This is a genomic window from Streptomyces sp. NPDC053432 (assembly GCF_055585365.1).
Genome location: NZ_JBVJKF010000026.1, coordinates 92,086 through 116,181, shown reverse-complemented (window position 1 = coordinate 116,181; position 24,096 = coordinate 92,086). Strand labels below are relative to the sequence as shown.

General features: G+C 72.8%; 23 protein-coding genes. 11 read left to right on the top strand and 12 right to left on the bottom strand.

Annotation, left to right across the window (positions count from 1 at the left end):
• Positions 1-127 precede the first annotated feature (127 nt).
• The gene (locus ACZ6Y1_RS32300) at positions 128-559 is read right to left on the bottom strand and encodes a Rieske (2Fe-2S) protein (RefSeq protein ID WP_469638185.1); all 432 of its coding nucleotides are present in this window, start codon (positions 557-559) and stop codon (positions 128-130) included.
• A gap of 82 nt (positions 560-641) precedes the next feature.
• On the opposite strand from ACZ6Y1_RS32300, the gene ACZ6Y1_RS32295 reads away from it, so the two are divergent.
• Positions 642-1,523: a carbohydrate kinase family protein gene (locus tag ACZ6Y1_RS32295; protein WP_469638182.1), complete on the top strand. Its 882-nt coding sequence runs from the start codon at positions 642-644 to the stop codon at positions 1,521-1,523.
• On the opposite strand, the gene ACZ6Y1_RS32290 is transcribed toward ACZ6Y1_RS32295, so the two are convergent.
• Positions 1,516-2,121 carry a TetR/AcrR family transcriptional regulator gene (locus ACZ6Y1_RS32290; RefSeq protein ID WP_469638180.1) on the bottom strand — a complete coding sequence of 202 codons (606 nt, stop codon included), beginning with the start codon at positions 2,119-2,121 and terminating at the stop codon, positions 1,516-1,518. The two genes, ACZ6Y1_RS32295 and ACZ6Y1_RS32290, sit on opposite strands and share 8 nt — an antisense overlap.
• Positions 2,122-2,180: 59 nt before the next feature.
• Between ACZ6Y1_RS32290 and ACZ6Y1_RS32285 the strand changes: the two genes are divergently transcribed.
• Positions 2,181-2,831 carry an NAD(P)-dependent oxidoreductase gene (locus ACZ6Y1_RS32285; RefSeq protein ID WP_469638177.1) on the top strand — a complete coding sequence of 217 codons (651 nt, stop codon included), beginning with the start codon at positions 2,181-2,183 and terminating at the stop codon, positions 2,829-2,831.
• Positions 2,832-3,003: 172 nt separating this feature from the next.
• Here the strand turns inward: ACZ6Y1_RS32285 and uvrA are convergent, their stop codons facing one another.
• Entirely contained in the window at positions 3,004-5,970 is a 2,967-nt protein-coding gene (gene uvrA, locus ACZ6Y1_RS32280; RefSeq protein ID WP_469638174.1) for an excinuclease ABC subunit UvrA, read from the bottom strand.
• Positions 5,971-6,157: 187 nt separating this feature from the next.
• Here uvrA and ACZ6Y1_RS32275 point away from each other — a divergent pair, with 187 nt between their 5' ends.
• The 3 genes from ACZ6Y1_RS32275 (at position 6,158) to ACZ6Y1_RS32265 (ending at position 8,993) form a co-directional block, all read left to right on the top strand.
• Positions 6,158-6,853, top strand: coding sequence for a maleylpyruvate isomerase family mycothiol-dependent enzyme (locus ACZ6Y1_RS32275; RefSeq protein WP_469638170.1), 696 nt, complete (start codon positions 6,158-6,160; stop codon positions 6,851-6,853).
• Positions 6,854-6,862: 9 nt separating this feature from the next.
• Positions 6,863-7,519, top strand: a complete 657-nt coding sequence (locus ACZ6Y1_RS32270) for an MBL fold metallo-hydrolase (protein ID WP_469638167.1) — start codon at positions 6,863-6,865, stop codon at positions 7,517-7,519.
• A 163-nt stretch (positions 7,520-7,682) separates the two neighbouring features.
• Entirely contained in the window at positions 7,683-8,993 is a 1,311-nt protein-coding gene (locus ACZ6Y1_RS32265) for an MFS transporter (RefSeq protein WP_469638198.1), read from the top strand.
• 12 nt (positions 8,994-9,005) lie between these two features.
• On the opposite strand, the gene ACZ6Y1_RS32260 is transcribed toward ACZ6Y1_RS32265, so the two are convergent.
• The 4 genes from ACZ6Y1_RS32260 to uvrB form a co-directional block, all read right to left on the bottom strand.
• Entirely contained in the window at positions 9,006-9,989 is a 984-nt protein-coding gene (locus ACZ6Y1_RS32260; protein WP_469638164.1) for a TerC family protein, read from the bottom strand.
• Between the two features lie 232 nt (positions 9,990-10,221).
• Positions 10,222-12,144 (bottom strand): TerD family protein, encoded by a 1,923-nt coding sequence (locus ACZ6Y1_RS32255; protein WP_469638160.1) that lies wholly within the window; start codon positions 12,142-12,144, stop codon positions 10,222-10,224.
• A gap of 30 nt (positions 12,145-12,174) precedes the next feature.
• Positions 12,175-12,753, bottom strand: coding sequence for a TerD family protein (locus ACZ6Y1_RS32250; protein ID WP_384587249.1), 579 nt, complete (start codon positions 12,751-12,753; stop codon positions 12,175-12,177).
• Positions 12,754-12,843: 90 nt separating this feature from the next.
• Complete coding sequence (gene uvrB, locus ACZ6Y1_RS32245; RefSeq protein WP_469638156.1) at positions 12,844-15,000, bottom strand: excinuclease ABC subunit UvrB; 2,157 nt, start codon at positions 14,998-15,000, stop codon at positions 12,844-12,846.
• Between the two features lie 265 nt (positions 15,001-15,265).
• On the opposite strand from uvrB, the gene ACZ6Y1_RS32240 reads away from it, so the two are divergent.
• The 3 genes from ACZ6Y1_RS32240 to ACZ6Y1_RS32230 all read left to right on the top strand — a co-directional run bounded on the left by ACZ6Y1_RS32240 (position 15,266) and on the right by ACZ6Y1_RS32230 (position 18,265).
• Entirely contained in the window at positions 15,266-16,186 is a 921-nt protein-coding gene (locus ACZ6Y1_RS32240) for a glycerophosphodiester phosphodiesterase (RefSeq protein WP_469638153.1), read from the top strand.
• A 35-nt stretch (positions 16,187-16,221) separates the two neighbouring features.
• Positions 16,222-16,785, top strand: coding sequence for a methylated-DNA--[protein]-cysteine S-methyltransferase (locus tag ACZ6Y1_RS32235; protein WP_469638149.1), 564 nt, complete (start codon positions 16,222-16,224; stop codon positions 16,783-16,785).
• A 172-nt stretch (positions 16,786-16,957) separates the two neighbouring features.
• Complete coding sequence (locus tag ACZ6Y1_RS32230; protein ID WP_469638146.1) at positions 16,958-18,265, top strand: MFS transporter; 1,308 nt, start codon at positions 16,958-16,960, stop codon at positions 18,263-18,265.
• Between the two features lie 11 nt (positions 18,266-18,276).
• On the opposite strand, the gene ACZ6Y1_RS32225 is transcribed toward ACZ6Y1_RS32230, so the two are convergent.
• The gene (locus tag ACZ6Y1_RS32225) at positions 18,277-18,654 is read right to left on the bottom strand and encodes a cupin domain-containing protein (protein ID WP_469638143.1); all 378 of its coding nucleotides are present in this window, start codon (positions 18,652-18,654) and stop codon (positions 18,277-18,279) included.
• A gap of 167 nt (positions 18,655-18,821) precedes the next feature.
• Here ACZ6Y1_RS32225 and ACZ6Y1_RS32220 point away from each other — a divergent pair, with 167 nt between their 5' ends.
• Both ACZ6Y1_RS32220 and ACZ6Y1_RS32215 read left to right on the top strand, forming a co-directional pair.
• Entirely contained in the window at positions 18,822-19,754 is a 933-nt protein-coding gene (locus ACZ6Y1_RS32220) for a pseudouridine-5'-phosphate glycosidase (protein ID WP_469638140.1), read from the top strand.
• Positions 19,751-20,644 carry a carbohydrate kinase family protein gene (locus ACZ6Y1_RS32215; RefSeq protein ID WP_469638137.1) on the top strand — a complete coding sequence of 298 codons (894 nt, stop codon included), beginning with the start codon at positions 19,751-19,753 and terminating at the stop codon, positions 20,642-20,644. Before ACZ6Y1_RS32220 ends, ACZ6Y1_RS32215 begins: the two co-directional genes overlap by 4 nt.
• Before the next feature lie 40 nt (positions 20,645-20,684).
• On the opposite strand, the gene ACZ6Y1_RS32210 is transcribed toward ACZ6Y1_RS32215, so the two are convergent.
• From ACZ6Y1_RS32210 to ACZ6Y1_RS32200, 3 genes are all read right to left on the bottom strand, one after another.
• Positions 20,685-21,368, bottom strand: a complete 684-nt coding sequence (locus ACZ6Y1_RS32210; protein ID WP_469638134.1) for a hypothetical protein — start codon at positions 21,366-21,368, stop codon at positions 20,685-20,687.
• A gap of 149 nt (positions 21,369-21,517) precedes the next feature.
• Positions 21,518-22,162: a nucleoside/nucleotide kinase family protein gene (locus ACZ6Y1_RS32205; RefSeq protein WP_469638131.1), complete on the bottom strand. Its 645-nt coding sequence runs from the start codon at positions 22,160-22,162 to the stop codon at positions 21,518-21,520.
• Between the two features lie 10 nt (positions 22,163-22,172).
• Positions 22,173-22,607 carry a cupin domain-containing protein gene (locus ACZ6Y1_RS32200; protein WP_469638128.1) on the bottom strand — a complete coding sequence of 145 codons (435 nt, stop codon included), beginning with the start codon at positions 22,605-22,607 and terminating at the stop codon, positions 22,173-22,175.
• 138 nt (positions 22,608-22,745) lie between these two features.
• Here ACZ6Y1_RS32200 and ACZ6Y1_RS32195 point away from each other — a divergent pair, with 138 nt between their 5' ends.
• Positions 22,746-23,402, top strand: coding sequence for a DUF2293 domain-containing protein (locus tag ACZ6Y1_RS32195; RefSeq protein WP_469638125.1), 657 nt, complete (start codon positions 22,746-22,748; stop codon positions 23,400-23,402).
• Here the strand turns inward: ACZ6Y1_RS32195 and ACZ6Y1_RS32190 are convergent.
• The gene (locus ACZ6Y1_RS32190) at positions 23,389-24,039 is read right to left on the bottom strand and encodes a chaplin (RefSeq protein WP_469638122.1); all 651 of its coding nucleotides are present in this window, start codon (positions 24,037-24,039) and stop codon (positions 23,389-23,391) included. The two genes, ACZ6Y1_RS32195 and ACZ6Y1_RS32190, sit on opposite strands and share 14 nt — an antisense overlap.
• Positions 24,040-24,096 lie beyond the last annotated feature (57 nt).

The following is a 24,096-nucleotide window of genomic DNA, read 5'->3' as shown; positions in this document are numbered from 1 at the left end:
AGTGCAGTCGCGAGGGTCTCCAGGTTTGTCGTCACACACGAACCAACGAGACCCTCGCTTCATGCGCGCGAAGACTTCGGACTTACTCGTCTAGGGGGTGTTGCACCCCCTGGGGGCGGCCGGCGGCTCAGCCCGCGATCAGCTTGCCGTTCTCCGCCTTGACCGGGACGGCCGGCAGCGGGTCGGAGGCCGGGCCCTGCAGGACCTTGCCGGTGTTGACGTCGAAGCGGCTGCCGTGGCAGGGGCAGTTGCCCGCGTCCTTGTCGATCTTGTCGAGGACGCAGCCCGCGTGGGTGCACTGCGCGCTGAAGGCCTTGTACTGGCCCTCTGCCTGGCAGCTGACGATCAGCTTCTTCTCCCGGTAAAGCTTCGCGCCGCCCACCGGGACCTCGGACGCGGCGCCCAGCTCCACCGGCGCGGCCGGGACCGCGGGGCTGCCGTTGCCGCTGTTGGACTCCGTGGAGCAGGCCGCGAGCGTCGCGCCGGCGCCGACGGCCCCGGCGAGCGCGGCGGCGCCCTTGAGGACGGTACGGCGAGCTGCGGACTGCGACGCGGACATGCGCTTCTCCTGGGGTGTGGGACCGGCCGGGCACCGGCGGCCCACCGACGATACCCCCGCCCGATGGGGTAGCTTCCCCCGGGTGATCGTCGTCGGCGGAGAAGCCCTCATCGACCTGGTGCCCACCGACCGGCCGCCGGGCGCGCTGGTACCCCGGCCGGGTGGGGGCCCGTACAACACCGCGCTCGCGCTGGGCCGGCTCGGCGCCGGGGTGGCGTTCTGCTCGCGGGTCTCCACGGACGGCTTCGGCGAGCTCCTGCTGGCCGGGCTGCGGACGGCCGGGGTCGATCTGTCGCTGGTGCAGCGCGGACCCGAGCCGACCACGCTCGCGGTGCCGTCGCTGGCCCCGGACGGCTCCGCCTCGTACGGGTTCTACGTCGAGGGCACCGCGGACCGGCTGTTCACCCTGCCGCCCGCCCTCCCGGAGGCGGCCCGGGCCCTCGCGCTCGGCACCTGCTCCCTGGTGCTGGAGCCGGGCGCGAGCGCGTACGAGGCCCTGCTGCGCCGGGAGTCGCGGCGCGGGCTGCTGACCCTGCTGGACCCCAACATCCGGCCGGCGCTGATCCCCGACCCCGCGGCCTACCGGGCCCGCTTCCTCACCCGGCTGCTGCCGCACACGGGCGTCCTCAAGCTGTCCGAGGAGGACGCGGCCTGGCTCGGCGGCCGGGTCGGCGACTGGCTGGCGGCGGGGCCCGGAGCGGTGGTGCTGACCCGGGGCGCGGCGGGCCTGACCGTCTGGACGCGGGACGGGGCCGAGCACTCGGTCCCGGCCCGCCGGATGGCGGTGGCGGACACCATCGGGGCGGGCGACACCGTCAACGCCGCCCTGCTGCACCGGCTTTCGGCCACGGCGCCGGGCGAGTCCGTGGACTGGCCGGCCGTCCTGGCGTACGCCGCCCACGCGGCCGCCCTGACCTGCACCCGGGCCGGGGCGGAGCCCCCGTACGCCGCCGAGCTCACCTGATGGCGGCCCACAGGGTCGACGCCACCGCGGGGGCGAACTCCTCGACGGGCTGAACCACGTCGGCCCCGGAGAAGTGCAGGAAGAAGGCCCGCTGGAAGCAGGCCCCGAGCAGCAGCGCGGCCGCCGCCTCCGGATCGGCGTCGGGCCGCAGCCGGCCGGCGTCGAGCTCCCTGCGCAGCCGCCCGGCCAGCGCGGCGAGGACCACGTGCGGCCCGGTGCCGATCTCCCGGATGCCCTCGCGATGGCGGTTGAGGAGCGCGGGCTCGGCGAACAGCGAGCCCGCCATCGGCATGGCGTCGGCGTAGAACAGCGAGGCGTGGCGGGCGATGTCGGTGAGCCCCTCCTCCACACCCTGCCCGCTCGGACCGGACTGGAGGGCGGCCATGAGCGGGCCCGCGTTGGGGGTGCGCTCCATCAGCACGCGCACGAACAGCTCTTCCTTGTTCGCGAAGTGCTTGTAGAGCGCGGCCTCCGAACAGCCGGCCTCCCGGGCGATGGCCTTGGTGGTGGCGCTGGCGAGGCCGCTGGTGCGCATCAGTTTCTCGGCGGCGTCGAGCAGCCGCTGCGGGGTGGGACGGCTTGACTTGGAGGTGAGCATTCACTCACCATAGCCGAAGGAGGGGTGAGTGAGTACTCACCCACAACATGGGGGCAGCCATGAAGATCACGGTGTTCGGTGCCACGGGCGGGGTCGGCCGCGAGGTCGTCCGACAGGCCCTCGACGCGGGGCACGAGGTGACCGCGGTGGTCCGCGACCCCGCCCGCCTGCCGGTTCCCGCCCACGAGCGGCTCCATGTGGCCACGGTGGCCGACGTGACCGACGAGGAGGCGCTGCTGGCGGTGGTGAGCGGCCGGGACGCGGTGGTCTCCGCGCTGGGGGCCGCGAACAACAGGCAGGCCAAGGAGACGCCGATCGCGGGCCCGGCCCTGGAGGCGATCACCTCGGCCATGGACCGGGCGGGCGTGCGGCGCGTGTCCGCCGTCAGCGCCGCGCCGGTGGGGCGGCTGCCGGAGGGCGAGGGGGTGTTCACCCGGGCCGTGGTCTACCCGCTGCTGCGCAGGCTCCTTCGGGACCTGTACGCGGACCTCGCGGACATGGAGGCGGCGATGGGGGCGAGCGGTACGCAGTGGACGGTCATCCGCCCGCCGATGCTCCGGAACAAGCCGCGGACGGGGGCCTACCGGCGGGCGATCGACGGCAACGTCCCCGGCGGGCGGGTCATCCCCCGCGCGGATGTCGCGGACGCGCTCCTGGCGTCCCTGACGGACCCCACCACCGTGTACCACGCGGTGGGAGTGGCCTCCTGACCCTTGGCCCCGGCCCGGGGCCCTGGCCCGGATCGCAGCCCGCGGCTCCGCCTACTGGGGCTCCGCCCCGGACCCCGCGCCTCGAACGCCGGCGGGGCTGGATTTCCCAGCCCCGCCGGCGTTGGAGGCGGTCTTTCAGCCCCGCCGGCGTTGAGGCGCGGGGGTCCGGGGGCTACGCCTTGCGCGCCCGGGAAGACGCGGTCTTCTTCGCGGGGGCGGTCTTCTTCGCGGCGGCAGCCTTCTTGGCCGGAGCCTTGCGCTGGCTCACCACCGCCGGCGCCGCCCCGTCCGAGATGCGGTCGGCCCCCAGGATGTCCCGCAGGAACTTGCCCGTGTGGCTCGCCCCCACCGACGCGACCTGCTCCGGCGTGCCCTCGGCGACGACGAGGCCGCCGCCGTAGCCGCCCTCCGGGCCCATGTCGATGACCCAGTCCGCGGTCTTGATGACGTCGAGGTTGTGCTCGATGACGATCACCGAGTTCCCCTTGTCCACCAGCCCCGACAGGACCTTGATCAGCTTCGAGATGTCCTCGAAGTGCAGACCCGTCGTCGGCTCGTCCAGCACGTACACCGTCCGGCCCGTCGACCGCTTCTGCAGCTCGGAGGCCAGCTTCACGCGCTGCGCCTCGCCACCCGACAGCGTCGGCGCGGACTGTCCGAGCCGCACGTACCCCAGCCCGACCTCGGTCAGCGTCCGCAGGTGTCGGGAGATCGTCGGCACCGCCTCGAAGAAGTCCAGCGCCTCCTCGATCGGCATGTTCAGGACTTCCGCGATGGACTTGCCCTTGTAGTGGACCTCCAGCGTCTCCCGGTTGTACCGGTCGCCGTGGCAGACCTCGCAGGGGACGTAGACGTCCGGCAGGAAGTTCATCTCGATCTTGATCGTGCCGTCGCCGGAGCAGTTCTCGCACCGGCCGCCCTTCACGTTGAAGGAGAAGCGGCCCGGCAGGTAGCCGCGCACCTTCGCCTCCATGGTCTCCGCGAAGAGCTTGCGCACGTGGTCGAAGACACCGGTGTACGTGGCCGGGTTGGACCGCGGGGTCCGGCCGATCGGCGACTGGTCCACGTGCACGACCTTGTCGACGAGCTCGTCCCCGGCGACCCGCGTGTGCCGTCCCGGCACCGAGCGGGCGCCGTTCAGCTCGCGCGCCAGGTGCGTGTACAGGATGTCGTTGACCAGCGTCGACTTGCCCGAGCCGGAGACGCCGGTCACGGCCGTGAGCACGCCCAGCGGGAAGGACACGTCGATGTCCCGCAGGTTGTTCTCGCGGGCGCCGTGGACGGTCAGCCTGCGCTCCCCGTTCACCGGCCGGCGGATGTCCGGGATCGCGATGGACTTCTTGCCGGACAGGTACTGCCCGGTCATCGACTCGGAGTTCTTCAGCAGCTCCTTCAGCGAACCGCTGTGCACCACCTTGCCGCCGTGCTCGCCCGCGCCCGGGCCGATGTCCACGACCCAGTCGGCCACCTTGATGGTGTCCTCGTCGTGCTCGACGACGATGAGCGTGTTGCCCATGTCCCGCAGCCGCACCAGCGTCTCGATCAGCCGGTGGTTGTCGCGCTGGTGCAGGCCGATGGAAGGTTCGTCCAGTACGTAGAGCACGCCGACGAGACCCGAGCCGATCTGCGTGGCCAGCCGGATGCGCTGGGCCTCGCCGCCCGACAGGGTGCCGGCGGCGCGGTTCAGCGAGAGGTAGTCCAGGCCGACGTCGACGAGGAAGCGGAGCCGCTCGTTGACCTCCTTCAGGACCCGCTCGGCGATCTTCTTGTCGCGGGCGTCGAGCCGCAGCCGGCCGAGGAAGTCCGCGCACTCGCTGATCGACATCGCGGCGACCTCGGCGATGGACTTCTCCATGACCGTCACGGCGAGCACGATCGGCTTGAGGCGGGTGCCCTCACAGGTCGGGCACGGCACCTCGCGCATGTAGCCCTCGAAGCGCTCGCGGCTGGCGTCGCTCTCGGACTCGGAGTGCCGCCGCTTGACGAACGGCACGGCGCCCTCGAAGGCCGTGGTGTAGGCGCGCTCGCGCCCGTACCGGTTGCGGTAGCGGACCTCGATCTGCGTCCTGTGGCCGTACAGCAGGGCCTTCTTGGCCCGGGCCGGCAGCCCCGCCCAGGGGATGTCCGTGCGGAAGCCGAGCTCCCCTGCGAGCGCGCCGACGAGCCGCTGGAAGTAGTCCTTGGTGTGACCGAGGGACCACGGCGAGACCGCGCCCTCGTCCAGGGACTTGTCCTCGTCCGGGACGATCAGCTCCGGGTCCACCTCCATGCGCGTGCCGATGCCGGTGCAGTCGGGGCAGGCGCCGAAGGGCGAGTTGAAGGAGAAGGAGCGCGGCTCCAGCTCCTCGAAGGACAGGTCGTCGTACGGGCAGTAGAGGTGCTCGGAGTACATCCGCTCACGCTCGGGGTCGTCCTCGGCGAGGTCGACGAAGTCGAGGATGACCATGCCGCCCGAGAGGCCGAGGGCGGTCTCCACGGAGTCGGTGAGCCGGCGCTTGGCGCTGTCCTTGACGGTGAGGCGGTCGACGACCACCTCGATCGTGTGCTTCTCCTGCTTCTTCAGCGTGGGCGGCTCGGAGAGCTGGACGGTCACGCCGTCCACCCGGGCCCGGCTGTAGCCCTTGGTCTGCAGGTCGGCGAAGAGGTCGACGAACTCGCCCTTGCGCTCGCGCACCAGCGGCGAGAGCACCTGGAAGCGGCTGCCCTCGGGCAGCGCGAGCACCTTGTCGACGATGGCCTGCGGCGACTGGCGGGAGATCGGACGCCGGCACTCGGGGCAGTGCGGCTTGCCGATGCGGGCGAAGAGCAGGCGGAGGTAGTCGTAGACCTCGGTGATGGTGCCCACGGTCGAGCGCGGGTTGCGCGAGGTCGACTTCTGGTCGATCGAGACGGCCGGGGAGAGGCCCTCGATGAAGTCGACGTCGGGCTTGTCCATCTGCCCGAGGAACTGACGGGCGTACGACGAGAGCGACTCGACGTAGCGGCGCTGGCCCTCGGCGAAGATCGTGTCGAAGGCCAGGGAGGACTTGCCCGATCCGGAGAGTCCGGTGAAGACGATCAGTGAGTCGCGGGGCAGGTCGAGCGAGACATTCTTCAGGTTGTGCTCGCGAGCGCCACGAACGATGAGACGGTCGGTCACGCCGGTCCGCACCTTTCTTGAGAGAGCCGGGGCACAGGTCCCCGTCCCAGGGTATGGGGGGCGCCTCTGCGATGGAGATGGAGTCTTGGACTTCGAGCGTATAGCACGCACATTCGATTTACGGCACTCCTCCGACCTCTTCACCCGATCGTGTGGCGGGACCACCCCAGCCACTAGGCTCGCCGTCATGACTGATCATGTGCACGACCTGCGATCTGTACGTGAAGCCACGGACCGACTGCTGACCGCGGTCGCGAAGCTGGACAACGCCGCACTGTCCGAGGAGTCACATCTCCCCGGCTGGAGCCGCGGCCACATCCTGGCCCACCTCGCGCGCAACGCCGACGCCCTCGTCAACGTCATCGAGGGCCGCCCCATGTACGAGAGCGCCACCGCCCGCGACGCCGACATCGAGCGCGACGCGGTCCGGTCCCTGGAAGAACAACTGACGGACGTCCGCGATTCCGCGGCCCGCTTCCTCGCCGCCTCCGAGCCCGACCAGGACTGGTCCCGCACCGTCGAGCTGCGCAACGGGGTCACCGATCTGGCCTCGAACGTGCCGTTCCGCCGCTGGGTCGAGGTCGCGCTCCACCACGTCGACCTCAACATCGGATACGAGCTCTCCGACCTCCCGGACGAGTTCACCGACCGCGAGATCGCCTTCCTCGCCGACCGCTGGTCGGGCCGCCCGGAGGTCCCGCCGGTGACCCTGAAGGCGTCCCACGGCGACCGCGTCTGGCACACGGGCGGTTCCGAGGGCACTCCGGTGATCCTCAGCGGCCCCGCCGACGAGCTGCTCGGCTGGCTGGCCGGGCGCGGCCTCAAGGGCGCCCACCTCGCCGTCGAGGCGGGCGACGGCCTTCCCGAGCTCCCCCCGCTCTAGGATCAACACATGACGTACACCGGAGAGGTCAAGGTCGGCGGTCCGGCCGACGTGCACGAGCTCGCGGACCTGATGATTTCCAAGGTCGCGGTGGGCTCGATGAACAACAACGCCTATCTGCTGCGCTGCCGGGCCACCGACGAGCAGCTGCTCATCGACGCGGCCGCCGAGGCGCAGACGCTCCTCAGCCTGATCGGGGACGACGGCATCAAGTCCGTCGTCACCACCCACCGGCACGGCGACCACTGGGGTGCGCTCGCCGAGGTCGTCGCGGCGACGGGGGCCACCACCTACGCGGGCGCGCTCGACGCCGAGGGCATCCCGGTGAAGACCGACGTCCTGGTCGCGGACGGGGACACCGTGCGCGTCGGACGGGTCGAGCTGACCGCCCGGCACCTGGTCGGCCACACGCCGGGGTCGATCGCCCTGATCTACGACGACCCGCACGGGCACGCCCACGTGTTCACCGGGGACTGCCTCTTCCCGGGCGGCGTCGGCAACACCTGGGGCGACCCGAAGGCCTTCGCCAGCCTGATCGACGACGTGCAGCACAAGCTCTTCGAGCAGCTGCCGGACGAGACCTGGGTCTACCCCGGCCACGGCAACGACACCACCCTCGGCGCCGAGCGGCCGCACCTCGCCGAATGGCGCGAGCGCGGCTGGTAGACCGGGCCCCGCCGCCCCGCATCGCGTCAATCTCCGTACGCGGTGCACTCCTTCCGGTCGTTCGTGACCGAACGCACGTCCCGGGCCAGGGGGACGGGGTACTTGCTGCACCATGCAACAAGACCCCTCCCCCGTCTCCCCTCCCCGGACCGCCGGACCCGGCATGGTGCGGCTCGCCTCGGCCGCCCTGGCCGGCACCGCGATCGAGTTCTACGACTTCTTCGCCTACGGAACGGCCGCCGCCCTCGTACTGGGCCCGCTCTTCTTCCCCTCGTTCTCCCCGCTCGCCGGAACGCTCGCCGCCTTCGGCACCTTCGGCGTCGGCTTCCTCTCGCGCCCCCTCGGCTCCGCGGTCTTCGGCCACATCGGCGACCGCTACGGCAGGCGCCCGGTGCTGCTGGGCTCCCTGCTGCTCACCGGCCTCGCGACGGTGGCGGTGGGCTGCGTGCCCACGTACGCCTCGATCGGCACGGCGGCGCCGGTCCTCCTGCTCCTGCTGCGCTTCCTGCAGGGCCTCGGGCTCGGCGGCGAGTGGGGCGGCGCGGTACTGCTGACCGCCGAGCACGCGCCCGAGGCGCGGCGCGCCCTGTGGTCGAGCTTCCCCCAGATCGGTCCGGCGGTGGGGTTCCTGCTGGCCAACGGCATGGTCCTGGCGCTGTCGGCGTCGCTCGGCGAAGCGCAGTTCAGCGCGTGGGGCTGGCGGGTGCCGTTCTGGGCGGCCGGGCTGCTGGCGCTGGCCGGGCTGTGGCTTCGCCGCTCGGTGGAGGAGACCCCCCAGTTCCGGGCACTGGCCGACACCGGGCGCCGGGCCGAGGCACCGCTCGCCGAGGTGGTGCGCGGCCACTGGCGGCTGCTGCTGCTGACGGGCGGGGCGCTCGCCGTGGGGTACGCCGTCTTCTACGCGGTCACCACCTGGTCCCTCGCGTACGCGACCGAGCAGCTCGGTGCGAGCCGGACGGTGATGCTGGCCTGCATCATGGCCGCGGTCGCGCTCCAGGGCCTGGTGACCCCGCTGGTGGCGTTGGCCGGCGACCGCTTCGGGCGGCGGCCGCTGTGCCTGGGCGGCTCCACGGCCTGCGTGCTGTGGATGTTCCCGCTGGTGGCGCTGTTGCGCACGGCCGATCCGCTGCTGATGACGCTGGGCTTCGCCGGGGCGCTGCTGGGCATGGTGACGATGTTCGCGGTGGTGGGCGCGTACCTGCCGGAGCTGTACGACCCGCGGATCCGCTGCACGGGCGCGGCCGTCGGCTACAACCTGGGCGGCGTGCTGGGCGGGGCGCTGACTCCGGTCGTGGCGACGGCGCTGGCGGACGGCGCGGGGCCGCCCTGGGGGGTCGCGGTGTACCTGAGCGGGATCGCCCTGGTCAGCGTGGGCTGCTTCGCGCTGCTGCCCGAGACCCATCCGGTGCTCGTACGGAAGCGGGCGGGCGCGGGTACGGAGACGGGGGCGGCCGAAGCGGCCGCCCCCGCGTAGCCCTCGGAGGGATCAGGCGTCGACGCTCTCCGGGCGGGCGGCGGCCTCGGCCGCCGCCTTCTTCTTCGAGGCCATCAGGCTGGTGATCGTGGTGATGACCAGGACACCGCAGATGACGCCCAGGGAGACCGGGATCGAGATCTCCGGGACGTGCACGCCGGACTCGTGCAGGGCGTGCAGCACCAGCTTGACGCCGATGAAGCCCAGGATGATCGACAGGCCGTAGCTGAGGTGGACCAGCTTCTCCAGCAGGCCGCCGATGAGGAAGTACAGCTGGCGCAGACCCATCAGCGCGAAGGCGTTGGCCGTGAAGACGATGTACGGGTCCTGGGTCAGGCCGAAGATCGCGGGGATCGAGTCCAGGGCGAACAGCACGTCGGTGGTGCCGATGGCGAGCATGACGATCATCAGCGGGGTCAGCACGCGCTTGCCGTTGCTCACGATGAACAGCTTGGTGCCGTGGTACCGGTCGGCCACGCCGAACTTCTTCTCGACGGACTTGAGGAGACGGTTCTCCTCGAACTCCTCCTCGTCCTCGTCCTTGCGGGCCTCCTGGATCAGCTTCCAGGCGGTGTAGATCAGGAAGGCGCCGAAGATGTAGAAGACCCAGGAGAAGCTGGCGATGATCGCGGCGCCTGCCGCGATGAAGACCGCGCGGAGCACCAGGGCGATCAGCACGCCGACGAGCAGGACGCGCTGCTGGAGGTGGGAGGGCACCGCGAACTTCGCCATGATCAGGACGAAGACGAAGAGGTTGTCGACGCTCAGGGACTTCTCGGTGATGAAACCGGCGAAGAACTCCTGGGAGGCCTGGCCGTTGCCGAAGAACCACAGGCCGAGGCCGAAGAGTCCGGCGAGGGCGATCCAGACGACCGTCCAGGTGCCCGCTTCCTTGATCGATACGTCGTGCGGTTTGCGGCCGATGAAGAAATCGGCGCCGATGAGGAGCGACAGACCGAGAATGGTCAGCGCCCACAGGGTCCAGGAAACTTCCATGGTGAACACGCCTCCGGCGGATGGCTCAGCACTTCGTCAGCGTCATCGCTGCCGGAGGTCTCTTCCACCCGGGCGGCCTGGAGGCCGTGGGCCGACGCCCCGGGACAGGTCACTGTCCGTATTGACGGGCACGCCGTAGCAGGAAAGCAGGAATACTCCCCTCCGCAGGCACCAGGGTACCCGCCGAGGGGAGTTTTGGTAAAGGGAAGACCAAGGACTGGTCAGCGGGAGGTCATCGGCCGCCCCAGCGGGCGGCGGCCACGCGCTCCAGCACCTCTTCGATGACCCTGCTGCCCTGCGGCGGCAGGTTCGGCTCGAAGGTCCACTGGTGGTGCACCCACGGGTCGGCGAGGTGGTCGTCCGGCACGGGCGACAGCCGCATCAGCGAGCGCCACAGCGGGTCGAGCAGGGGCCCGTACGCGGAGGCCTCGTCACGGTCCGCGACCATCAGCAGGTGCACGCCGACCGCGGCGCCCTCGTCGGCGAGGTAGCGCAGCTGGGTGACGGCCCGGTCGTCGAAGCCGTGCGGGAAGTCGTGCACGATCAGCAGCTGCTCGGCCGTGTCCACGTCCGGCGGCAGGTCCTCGGGGGCACCGGCCCGCAGGGCCATCTGTACGAGGTCCACGCGCCGGGTCAGCTTCGCCAGGGTCTCGGTGACCCCCGCGGCTCCGGCGGCGGGCGGCCCGGCCAGCACTCCGGCGCGCACGAGCGGCGCCAGGGAGGCGGATCCGGCCCCGGCCGCGTCGATGACGTGGACGGAGTACCGGTCCGCGGGGTGCACCGCGAGCAGCCGTACCGCGTAGGCGACGGCCAGGTCCATGGCGGCCCGGCGCAGCTTGTCGGCGTCCATGGCCATGGCGGCCTCGGAGCCGGTGCGGCCGTTGTCGATCCACAGACCGCGCTCCAGCGGGACCCGGACCAGCATGGGGATCCGCAGGGCGGGCCGCTCGGGCAGGTGGAGGTCGCCCAGGCGCAGGGCCAGCGGGGGCTCCTCGGGCAGCCCGGCGGAGCGGCCGGTGTGCCAGACGGGGTTGTCCCAGCGCGCGTACGCGGCCGGCAGGGCGGGCTCGACCACCTCGGACTCGGCGGCCAGCTGCGCGAGGTCCCGGTCCAGGACGGCCTGGGCCTGGGCGACGAGCTCGTCGCGACGGGCCCGCGCGGTGTCGCGGGCGGCGTTGCCGGAGCCGCCGATGCGGTGGCGGGGGTCGGACAGGGCCTCGTCGAGCTCGCGGTCCAGGCGGGAGTCGGCGAAGTCCACGGCGCTGCGGTAGGCGGCGACCGCCCGGGCCAGGTCCTCGAACATGCCCCAGACCTGGTTGTACAGGCGCTCCTCCATGGACCAGCCGCTGGCGTCGCCCGCGACCGGCGTCGGGAACTCGCCCGGCTGCTGCGGCGGGGCCGCCTGCGGGGCCGGCTCGGGCGGCTGGGTGGTGGTGCGACGGCGCGGGTGCGCGTAGTTGATCGTGGCGTCGCCGCCGGAGACCGCGGCGCCGGGGGCGTCGGCCGGGGGCGGCGTCTGCGCGGGCGCGGGGCCCGGCGTCCCCGGGTAGGGGACTCCGGAGACCGGCACCGGGTCGGGGGCGACCGGAACCGGCTCGGACGCCACGGGGGCCGCGACGCTCGCGTGCACCCGCGCCACCAGCTCGGCGGCGGCGGGGCCGGCGAGCCCGTGGTCGGCGAACAGGGCCACGAGGCCGTCCGCGTACCCCTGGCCGACCGCGCGGACCTTCCAGGCGCCCTGGCGCCGGTACAGCTCCAGGGCCACCACCGCGGTCTCGGCGTCCAGCCCGGTCAGGGTGTACTCGGCGAGCTCGGTGCCGTCCTCGGCCGCGACCGCCACGTGCGAGGCCGCGACGGCGCCGAAGCGGGCCGGACCGCCCGGGGGGAGGGAGAGCAGGACGCCGACCCGGTGCACCTCGGCGGCCACCGCGTCGAGGTCGACGGCGAACCGGTGCGAGGCGGCCGGCCCGTCGGGTGCCTCCACCCCCGGAAGGGCACGCGCACCGGGGTGCGCGATCCCGTCCGGACCGGTCACCGCGCCCTGCTCGTCCCCGAGCGTGGCCAGCGCGAGCACCGGTGTGCCCGCCGAGACCGTGATCCGCACCTGGTGTTCGGACAGGGCATGGTTCTGCCCTCGGACCAGTTCGGCCGCCATCGTCCCGTCTCCCCCCGTTCCCTCTTCGCTTTACAGGTGCGGCAGGATCGCCGGCATCAGGTCCTGGAAGGTCCGGCCGTTGGCCGGGGTGCCCAGGGCCGTCATCTGCCAGCCGCCGCCCACGCGCGACACCTTCGCCATGATCTGCGCGGTGTACTGACCGCCGCCGTTGAGGGTGTAGCGGGCCAGTTCCTGGCCGTTGGTCTCGTCGACGATGCGGCAGAACGCGTTCTCCACCTCCTGGAACGTCTGGCCGGTGAAGGAGTTCACCGTGAAGACGATCTGGTCGATGTGGACCGGCACGCGCTGCAGGTCGACGAGGATGCACTCGTCGTCCCCGCCCTGGCCGGCGCCGCCGACCAGGTTGTCACCGGTGTGCCGGACCGAGCCGTCGTCGCTCTGCAGGTGCCGGAAGAAGACGACGTCCACCGGCTGCTTGTCGGCGAAGAGCACCGCCGAGGCATCCAGGTCGATCTCCCGGGTCCGCGAGCCGAAGAGCCCGCGGCGCTTCGCCGCCTGCCAGCCGAGGCCCATCCGGACCGCGGTCAGCGTCCCTCCGTCCGACTTCTGCAGACTGATGGCCTGTCCCTTGGTCATGTTGACCGTCACGCGTCGTCCCCTCTCCCATGGCCCGCCCCGTCGGACGGGCGCGCAGCATGTACCTGCGGCTGTGACCCAACCCTACTGACCCGCCCCGGGTCAGGCGAGGCCCGCTTCCTTCATCTGCCGCAGCTCCTTCTTCAACTCGCCCACCTCGTCGCGGATCCGGGCCGCGACCTCGAACTGGAGCTCGGCGGCCGCGGCGCGCATGCGCTCGGTCATCTGCTCGATCAGCGCGGCCAGTTCGGCGGCCGGACGGTCGGTGAGCACCTCGGCCGGCTTGCCGCCCCTGGCCGCCTTCGCGCCCTTTCCGGCCTTGGCCGCCTGGCCGGCCTTGCCGCCCAGGGCGGGCACCGGCGCCTTGAGGGCCTTGCCGTCCTTCGTCTGCCGGTAGCCGGTGCCGAGGAGCTCCTCGGTGTCGAGTTCCTCGCGGGCGATGGTGGCGACGATGTCGTTGATCTTCTTGCGCAGCGGCTGCGGGTCGATCCCGTTGGCCGTGTTGTAGGCGACCTGCTTCTCGCGGCGCCGGTTGGTCTCGTCGATGGCCTGCGCCATCGCGGGGGTGATGCTGTCCGCGTACATGTGGACCTGGCCGGAGACGTTGCGCGCCGCGCGGCCGATGGTCTGGATCAGCGAGGTGCCGGAGCGCAGGAAGCCCTGCTTGTCGGCGTCCAGGATCGCCACGAGCGAGACCTCGGGCAGGTCGAGGCCCTCGCGCAGCAGGTTGATGCCGACCAGGACGTCGTACTCGCCGGACCGCAGCTCCCGCAGCAGCTCGATGCGGCGCAGGGTGTCCACGTCGCTGTGCAGGTAGCGGACCTGGATGCCGAGCTCCAGGAAGTAGTCGGTGAGGTCCTCGGCCATCTTCTTGGTGAGGGTGGTGACCAGGACGCGCTCGTCCTTCTCCACCCGCTGGCGGATCTCGTGGACCAGGTCGTCGATCTGGCCCTCGGTGGGCTTGACGACGACCTCGGGGTCGACGAGGCCGGTGGGGCGGATGATCTGCTCGACGAAGCCGTCGGAGCGGGAGAGCTCGTACTTGCCCGGCGTGGCCGACAGGTAGACGGTCTGGCCGACCCGCTCCAGGAACTCCTCCCACTTCAGCGGCCGGTTGTCGAGCGCGGACGGCAGCCGGAAGCCGTGGTCGACCAGGGTCCGCTTGCGCGAGGCGTCGCCCTCGTACATCGCGCCGATCTGCGGCACCGTGACGTGCGACTCGTCGATGACGAGGAGGAAGTCCTCGGGGAAGTAGTCGATGAGGGTGTTGGGCGCGGAGCCGGGCTCGCGGTCGTCCATGTGCAGCGAGTAGTTCTCGATGCCGGAGCAGGACCCGATCTGGCGCATCATCTCCAGGTCGTAGGTGGTGCGCATGCGCAGCCGCTGGGCCTCCAGCATCTTGCCCTGCTTCTCCAGCTCCGCGAGGCGCACGGCCAGCTCGGCCTCGATGCCGTTGATCGCCTTCTCCATGCGCTCGGGTCCGGCGACGTAGTGGCTGGCGGGGAAGACGTAGAGCTCGCGGTCCTCGCTGATGACCTCGCCGGTCAGCGGGTGCAGGGTGGAAAGGGCCTCGATCTCGTCGCCGAACATCTCGATGCGGACGGCCAGTTCCTCGTAGACCGGGAAGATCTCGATGGTGTCCCCGCGGACGCGGAAGGTGCCCCGGGTGAAGGCCAGGTCGTTGCGCGTGTACTGGATGTCGACGAAGCGGCGCAGCAGCTGGTCCCGGTCGATCTCCTCGCCGACCTTCAGGGGGACCATCCGGTCGACGTACTCCTGCGGGGTGCCCAGGCCGTAGATGCAGGACACGGAGGCGACGACGATCACGTCGCGCCGGGTGAGCAGCGAGTTGGTCGCGGAGTGGCGCAGCCGCTCCACCTCCTCGTTGATCGAGGAGTCCTTCTCGATGTAGGTGTCGGACTGCGGTACGTACGCCTCGGGCTGGTAGTAGTCGTAGTACGAGACGAAGTACTCGACGGCGTTGTTCGGCAGCAGCTCGCGGAACTCGTTCGCCAGCTGGGCGGCAAGCGTCTTGTTCGGCGCCATCACCAGGGTCGGGCGCTGGAGCTTTTCGATCATCCAGGCGGTGGTCGCCGACTTTCCGGTGCCGGTCGCACCCAGCAGGACGACATCCTTCTCACCTGCACGGATGCGCTTCTCCAGCTCGGCGATGGCCGCGGGCTGGTCGCCGCTGGGCTGGTAGGGGCTGACGACCTCGAAAGGCGCCACCGTGCGTTCGATCTTCGATACGGGCCGCATGACTCAACCGTACGACCCCCCACTGACACTCACGCGCCCGTCCAGGGGACGCGCCGGGCGCGGGCGGCGCGGGAGGCCCGGCCGACCTCACCCGTTCTGGTCCGTTTGTCGTAGTTCGGTGGCGGCTCGGTGATCTTCAACCCCATGATCGCGGTGAAGGCCCGCCGTGAACCGCCGCCAACCGCCGTGAAGTGCATCCCACAACGTCTGCCGCCGCGCACCCGTTTGACGCAGGAACAGGGCTCACGACCCGAGGAGAACGCACATGTACGTCCGACCCGCCGCCGCGACCGCCGCCGCATTCCTGGGTTTCACCCTCACCCTGCTGGGCGGTACGGCCTCGGCCGCCGCTCCCGGCCCGGGCACCGGCTCCCCCGCCGGCCCCGCGACCCGCCGGGCGGAAGTGGGGGAACCCGTCGTGTACGCCCACCGGGGGGCTTCCGCGTACGCCCCGGAGAACACCCTCGACTCGATCGACCTGGCGAGGCGGCTGGGCTTCGACTGGGTCGAGAACGACGTGCAGCGCACCAAGGACGGCGAGCTCGTGGTGATCCACGACGACACCCTCGCCCGGACCACCGACGTCGAGCAGGTCTTCCCCGACCGCAAGCCCTGGAGGGTGAAGGACTTCACGGCGGCCGAGATCGCCCGGCTGGACGCGGGCAGCTGGTTCGGCGAGCAGTACGCGGGCGCCTTCGTGCCGACCCTGCGCGAGTACCTCGCCCGGGTGCAGCGCAACCGGCAGCGGCTGCTGCTGGAGATCAAGAAGCCCGAGCTCTACCCGGGGATCGAGGAGCAGACCCTCGAGGTGCTCGACGAGGCGGGCTGGCTCGACCGGCGCCACGTGTCGCAGCGCCTGGTCGTGCAGAGTTTCAGCGCCGACTCCGTACGCATCGTGCACCGGCTGCGCCCGGACCTGGTGACGGCCTTCCTGGGCACCCCGGCGGTGGCCGACCTGCCCAGGTACGCCGAGTTCACCGACCGGATCAACCCGTGGCACACCACGATCTCGGCCGACTGGGTCACCGCGGTGCACGGCCTGCGGGGGGCCCACGGCAAGGCGATGGAGGTCGACACCTGGATCGTCGACGACGCGGCGACCGCCCGGAAGGTGCAGGCCATGGGGGTGGACGGGATCATCACCAACGCCCCGGACGTGATCCGCGAAGCGGTGGGCGGCTTCTGAGCCGCGCTGTCGGTGGGGGCCCGTACGGTGGAGGCGTGGACAGCACCGAGCGGCCCCGCGGGCCGCACCTCGAATGGACCGTCGTCGCGAGCGGCATCGGCCCCCTCCTCCTGGCCGCGACCCCGGTGGGTCTGGTCCGGGTCGAGTTCCACGCCGCGCCGGAGCGGGCCGACGCGATGATCGGCTCGCTCGTCTCCCGGCTCGGCGCGGACTCCCGGCGGCCCGCCCCGGGCGAGGAGGTGCTGCTGGCCGAGGCGATACGCCAGCTGTCCGCGTACTTCGCCGGTTCCCTGCGGCGGTTCGAGCTGCCGCTGGACTGGCGCCTCAGCTCCGGTTTCAACCGGCAGGTGCTCCAGGAGCTGGACCGCTCCGTCCCCTACGGCGCGGTCGTCGGCTACGGGGAGCTGGCGGCCCGCGCGGGCCAGCCGGGAGCCGCGCAGGCGGTGGGCAACGCGATGGGGTCGAATCCGCTGCCGGTGGTCGTGCCGTGCCACCGGGTCGTGGAGAACGACGGGGGCATCGGCGGCTTCGGGGGCGGCGTGGAGACGAAGCGGCGGCTCCTCGCACTGGAGGGCGTCCTGCCGCAGCCCCTGTTCTGACCGGCGCCGCTCCGACCGGCGCCCGCTCCGACCCGCACCCGCTCCGACCGGCGCGCGCTTTTCCGGTTCCCCTGGGCGGTAAGGGGTGGGAAACTGCGGCGGTGACTACTTCTGCCGCCGCACCCGGCCGGATCGCGTCCCCCGTCCCGCCGCCGCGAGGGGGGTGTACCGCGTGACCGCGTCCTCCGGCACCGACCGGTCGGCCGTGCCGCTGCTGCGGACCGAGGCGGAGGTGGCCGGGCTGCAACGGCGCACGTCCGGGGTGCTCATGGCCAGCCAGGTCCTCGGTGGCCTCGGCGTGCCCATCAGCATCGCCCTGGCGCCCGTCCTGGCCACGCAGGTCAGCGGCACCGAGGCCCTGTCCGGGTTCGCCTCCACCGCCGCCGTGATCGGCACCGCCGTGGTCTCGCTCCCGCTCGCCGCCCTGATGACCGCGCGGGGGCGCCGTCCCGGGCTGGTGCTGGGGTACGGGATCGGCGCGGCCGGCGCGGCGCTCGTCGTCCTCGCCGCCGTCGTCAAGAGCTTCCCGCTGCTCATGCTCGGCATGGCCGCCTTCGGCGCGGCCTCCTCCGCCAACCTCGGAGCCCGGTTCGCCGCCGCCGACCTCGCCGCCCCGGACCGCCGGGCCCGGGCGATCTCGGTCGTCGTGTGGTCCTCCACCCTCGGCGCGGTGCTCGGCCCGAACCTCTCCGCCCCCGCCAGCCGCAGCTTCGCCGGCACCTCCATACCCGAGACGGCGGGCCCCTTCGTGTGGGCCGGCGCCGTCTTCGTACTGACCGCCGCGCTGATAGCCGTACTCCTGCGGCCCGACCCGCTGCTGACCGCCCGGGCCCTGGCCGCGCCCGAGGAGCAGTCCCGGGACGGCCGCTCGCTGCGCGCCGGGTTCGCCGCCGTCAAGGCCTCCCCCCGGGCCCGGCTCGCACTCGTCAGCGTCGCGGTGTCGCACACCGTCATGGTCTCGATCATGGTGATGACCCCGATGGACCTGGGCCACCACGGCGCCGGCCTGGAGCTCGTCGGCCTGGTGATCAGCGGTCACATCGCCGGCATGTTCGCCTTCTCGCCCGTCATGGGCTGGCTCGCGGACCGCCTCGGCCGGCTCGCCGTGATCGGCCTCGCGGCGGGACTCCTGTCCATCGCCGCGCTGCTCGCCGGTACCGCCGGGCCCAGTCACGCCCAGAGCGCGCTCGGTCTCTTCCTGCTGGGCCTGGGCTGGTCCGCCGGGATGGTGTCCGGCTCGGCGCTGCTGACCGACTCGGTCCCGCAGCCCGCGCGGGCCGCCGTACAGGGCCTGAGCGACCTCACGATGAACGCCTCCGCAGGTCTGGGCGGCGCGGCCGCCGGCCTGGTCATGTCCCAGGCCGGCTACGGCTGGCTGAACGCCATCGGGGCCGCGCTGCTGCTGCCGCTGGCCGCGCTCGCGCTGTTCACCGCGCGCCGTCACCCCGTCCCCGCGAAGGGCGCTGACCGGTCCCAGTAGCCGCCGTGGCTTCAGTAGCTGATGTGGTACGCCTTGCGGAGCGTCTCGTGCACGGTCCAGGTGGTCCTGTCGCCCTCCCGCAGGACGCAGGCGGTCCCCGGCCCCACTTCCAGGGTCGGGCCGCCCGCGACCTCGATGGTGGCGCGGCCGCTGACCACCACGAACAGCTCGTTGGCCTCGACGTCGGTGACCACGCCGGGGGTGATCTGCCAGATCCCGCGCAGCTGCTTGCCGTCCGCCGACTCCCACAGCACCTTTCCGGTCACGACGGGGTCCCCGGAGACGATCTGGTCGGGGTCGAGGTCGTCGGCTTCCAGCTCGGAGTCCGGTACGCCGGGGACGGAGACGGCGAAGGAGGCGGGGGCTGCGGGGTGATCACTGGTGCTCATGGCGCGCCAGCGTAGTCCGGCCGACCCGCACGGCACGGTGAGCGGAGCGTCCAGGAACGGCCCTGCCGACGAGTCACCCTGTCCAGTGGGGACGCTGTTCGGACAGCTTGCCGCGGGAGTGACGGCAGCGCGTTTGGGCACGCCGATCACGTGCCATGGATGGGGACATGTCACAGCACACAGCGGTTGAGCTCCTGGTCCTGTCGGAAGAGGTACGTGAGGCACTCGCCCGGCGCAGGCCCGTGGTGGCCCTGGAGTCGACGATCCTCGCGCACGGCCTGCCCCGCCCCCGCAACCTGGCGGTAGGCCTGGAACTGGAGGCACTGGTCAGGTCGGAGGGCGCCGTTCCGGCGACGGTCGCGGTCCTGGACGGGGTGGCCCACGCGGGCCTGGACAAGGCGCAGCTGGAGCGGATCGCCGGCGGGGAAGGGGTCCGCAAGCTGGGCCACCGTGATCTGGCGCCGGCCCTGGCGGCGGGCGCGACGGGGGCGACGACGGTGTCCGCCACGGCCTTCCTGGCCGCCCGGGCGGGCCTGCGGGTCTTCGCCACGGGCGGGCTCGGCGGGGTGCACCGCGAGTGGGCGCAGACGCAGGACGAGTCCGCGGACCTGTCGCTGCTGGCGCGGACGAGGATCACGGTGGTCTGCGCGGGCGTGAAGTCCATCCTGGACGTGCCGGCCACCCTGCAGCGGCTGGAGACGCTGGGGGTGGGGGTGCTCGGCTACGGGACGGACCGTTTCCCCGGCTTCTACCTGGCCGATTCGGGCGAACCGGTGGACTGGTCCGTGGACCGGCCGGAGGAGGTGGCGGCGGTGATGGCCGCCCAGGACGCGCTGGGCGGGCCGGAATCGGCGCTGCTGGTGGCCAATCCGGTGGCGGAGGCGGAGCAGCTGGATCCGGAGCTGCACGACCGGGTGCTGGCGGAGGCGCTCGCGGAGTGCCGCGCGCAGGGGATCACGGGGCAGGCGGTGACGCCGTTCCTCCTGGGGTACCTGGTACGGGCGACGGACGGAGCCTCGCTGGAGGCGAACCTGGCGGCGGTGCGGGGCAACGTACGGCTCGGTGCCAGGATCGCGGGGGCCTGGGCGGCGCGGGCGTGACGGGCGCACTGCTGGTGGTCGGGGACGTGGTGACGGACGTCGTCGCCGTGCATACGGAGGCGCTGGCCCCGGCCACCGACACGGCTGCCCGCATAAGGACCGTGCCCGGCGGCGCCGGGGCCAACGCGGCCTGCTGGGCGGCCCGTACGGGGGCCCCGGAGGTCCGGCTGCTCGCGCGGGTGGGCGCGGACTCGGCGCGCTGGCACGAGGAGGCGCTGCTCGCGGCGGGGGTGCGGCCGCGGCTGGTGGTCGACCCGGACGAGCCGACGGGGACGGTGGTCGCGCTGGTCGGCAAGGACGCCGAGCGCACCTTCCTCACCGACAGCGGGGCCGCACTGCGGCTCTGCCCGGCCGACTGGGCCCCCTCCCTGCTGGACGGGGCGGCGCATCTGCACCTGTCCGGCTACCTGTTCTTCGCCGACAGCAGCCGGGAGCTGGCGCTGGTCGCCCTGCGGGCGGCCCGGGCGCGGGGGGTCCCGGTGAGCGTGGACCCGGCGTCGGCCGGGTTCCTGGCGGCGCTGGGTCCGCGGCGGTTCCTCGACGCGGTGGCGGGGGCCGACGTACTGCTGCCCAACGAGGACGAGGCCCGGCTGCTGGCCGGGCTTCCGGGACCGGCGGGGGTGGCGCGGGCGGCCGTGGAGCTGAGCCGGCGGGTACCGCTGGTGGTGGTGACCCTGGGCGCGGCGGGGGCACTGGTCGCCGAGCGGGGCCGGATCACCGCCGAGGTCCCGGCGGAGCCGGCCGAGGCGCTGGACTCCACGGGCGCCGGGGACGCGTTCACCGGCGGCTTCCTGTCGGCCCGGCTCGCGGGCGCGACCCCGGCGGACGCGGCCCGCGCCGGGTGCCGCGCGGCCGCGCGGGCGGTCGCCCGGCTGGGCGGGCGGCCGTAGCGGAGGCGGGCGACCGCGGCGGGGAGCGGCGGCCGCGCCGCTACGGCGTGTACTCCTCCTGGCCGAGGGTATCGATGATGCCCCTGTGGTTCACGTTGTAGTGGAACACCAGGCCCTTGTCCGGGTGGGACTCCAGCCAGGACGTGAGCTCGTGCAGGGTGATCGGCTTGCTCACGGTGCCGGGCAGGATCGGGCTGAGGGCGGTGATCCTGGCGTTCTCGGCGATCGGGACGGCGGTTTCCGCGCCGACCGTCACGAAGGGCGTTCGGCCGTCCTTGACGGCGCAGCCCCAGTTCCCGTGCTTGACGATCAGATGGGCGGACCCGCCCTCGGGGGTCCAGCGGTAGACGGCGATCTCGTCGTCGGCGACCGGGGGCTTACCGCACGCGGGGGTGGGCGCGGGGCCGGGCGGCGCCGGCTTGCCGGTCGGGGCGGCTGTCGGGGCCGGAGCCGGCTTCTTCGTGGACCCCGGGGAGCCCAGGGAGCCCGAGCCCGTGGAGCCCGGGGAGCCCGTGGAGCCGGACGGTGCTGCTCCGCCGGCCGTGGCGCCGGCCGGCGGCTTCGCCGGGCCGGCTGCCGGGGGCGTACCGGCGGCTCCCGCGTCCCCGCTGCCGTCGTCGCCGTTGCACGCCGTGAGGACCAGGGTCCCGCACAGCACCAGCGCGGCGCCCGCCTGCCGCCGCTGCCGTCTCCGACCCGTGACCGCCCTACCACGTCCGTCCATTGCCGTCCCCCTCTGTCAGGGCCCCACCGGGTGGCCGCCGCCGAAGTCCGGCGTCAACGTAGCGCGGGGTCCCGGCCGGGACGACGGCCGGAACCGGTTCGTCGCCGGGCGCGGACGCCGCTGTGACGGATCCCGGACCTCCGGGACCGTCAGGGGGCGGTGGGGCGCAGTCCGGTCCAGGCCGGATGGCGTGGGTCGTCGGCCCGGACCACCGCGTCGGCCCCGGCCGCCGGGTCGGTCTCCGCCTCGTAGCGGGCGAAGGCGGGCAGGGTCCAGCGCGCCGACTCCTCGGTGCGCCGGGCCAGCGCTCCCGCCGACAGCCTGACGTGGACGCTGAGGTCGAAGGGGAACCAGTGCCCCAGCAGCAGCGGCCCGTGCACGATCAGCACGCCGCCGGGCGGGAGTTCGACGTACGGGCTGCGGGTGGCGCGGTCGGTCACCGGGTCCCACAGGTCGGGCAGCACCCGCCCGGTGCCGCCGGGGTCCGTCGGGCCGAACACCTCCCGCCAGAGCGCGGCGGTGTCGTACCAGCCGCCGAGGTACGAGTCCACGTCCTCGCGCCCGAACTCGAAGCGCAGGGAGGCCGGCCGCAGGAACCCCTCGGCCGCCACCACCAGCGCGGGCCGTGAGCGCAGACGCAGTTCCTCCGCGAGGTGCCGGGCGAGCACGCCGGTGTCGGCGGCGGGCGCCCCGTCGATGCCCACGCGCTGCCAACTCCCCTGGGCGGGGGTCTCGTCGAGGTGACCGGCGAGCCGCTCGGCCATCCGCTGCCAGGTGATCGCTTCGAACTGCACCGGTCCATTGTCAACGGCAGCAGACCGGCCCGGGCACTCCGGGCGGGGGCGGGGTGGGTATGGCGAAGGGGATGCCCGCCGGGAGGGCGGGGGTGATGTGGAGGACGACCGGTTCGGAGCCGAGGTTGTGGCCCAGGTGTATGTGGTCGATGCCGGCGGGTTCCTCGAAGGAGGTCCCCTCCGGGTGGGTCTCGACCGTGCCGTCGGCCAGGACCCGGGTCAGTGTCCCCGCCAGGACCACGGCGTCCAGCGGGACCCGGTGGAAGTGCCAGCCGGTGCAGCCGCCGGGCGGTATGACGACCTCCCGGCCCTGCCCCGCCCGCTTCGCCCTGGCCTTCGACCGGGGATTCGCCGTCACCTTCGGCTGCTGCTTCGGCTTCGGCTTCGGTCCGGGTCTCTGGGTGGTGGCGCGGGACGGTGCGGCCCTCACCTGCAGTGCGCGCATGTACCCCTCCTCCGTGGACCTCTGGTGGCCACCGCATCACGTTAGGAGGGCGGCACGGAGTCGAGGAGAAGTTGCGGAAACATCAACCGCCGTCTCCCGTCAGGTGATATGGGGACCCAACGGCGGTATCACACCTGCATGAGCCTGGTGGTGTTCGAGTCCGCGAAGCAGATCCACTGTGCGGAGTGCCGGCAGGGCCCGCTGCGGCACCTCGTCCGGGAGGTCGGCGTGCCGCGCTGCCTGGACTGCGCGGACCTGGGGCACCTGGTGTACCTGCCGCGCGGGGACGCCGCGCTCACCCGCCGCTCCCGCGAGGCCAGTACGCTGTCCGCCGTCGTCGTCCGCTTCAACAAGCGCCGGCGCCGCTACGAGCGCCAGGGCCTGTTCGTCGAGGACGCCGCGCTGGCACACGCGGAACGCGCCTGCCTCGCGGACTCGGAGGCGCGGGCCCGGCGTCGGGAGCGCGACCGGCTGCGGCGTACGGCCGAGGACACGCGGTTCACGGCGGCCTTCGCCGCCGAGATCGTGCGGCTGTTCCCGGGCATCCCGGCCGACCGGGCCGTCGCGATCGCCACGCACGCCTCGCTGCGCGGCAGCGGCCGGGTGGGCCGCACCGCGGCCGGCCGGGCCCTCGACGAACTGGCGGTCACCGTGGCGGTACGGGCCGCCGTGCGGCACACCGACACCGAGTACGACGCCCTGCTGATGGCGGGGGTACCGCGGTTCGCGGCCCGGGCCCGGCTGGCCCCGCGGATCGACGCCATCCTGGACGGCTGGCGGATCAGGCCCGGTTGAGACGGAAGCGGCGGTAGAGGAGCACACCGCCGAGGAGCAGGCCCCCGCCGCCGGGCAGCAGGTAGCCCACCCCGTCGGAGCCGGTGTGGGCGAGGGCCCCGCTGTGGCCCGCCAGTACCGGCGCGGCAGGTGACGTCACGGGCGGCTCGGTCACGGGCGGCTGCGGGGCCGGCGGGACCGGCAGGGTGGGGCCGGGCGTCGCGCCGTTGACGGAGGTGTTGCCGTGGGCGGAGTTGCCGACGCCCACGACGTTCACGGAGTTGCCGCTGACGTTCAGCGGGAGGTCGACCGGCAGCTGGATGCCGTTGCCGGAGAGCACACCCGGCGAATCCTTTCCGCGTCCGTCGGCCGAGGCACCGCCGCCGGACGCGGCCCCGGGTTTCGATGGATGTGAGGGCCGCGGCTCCGGATGTCCGCCTCCGGGCGCGCCGTTGGCACAGCTGTTGCCGGCGGCGGAGTCGAGTACCCCGACCACGCTCACGGTGTTCCCGCACACGTTCACCGGAACGTGCACGGGGAGCTGTACCAGGTTCCCGGACAGCAGCCCCGGCGAGCCCTCGGCCCGGCCGCCCGCGTCCGCGTCGGCGTGGGCGAAACCGCTCACACCCGCGACCGCCAGCCCACCTCCCGCGACCACCGCCGCGATCAAGCCATTCCGACGACTGTGACGCATCATTCGTTCCCTGCCTTCCCG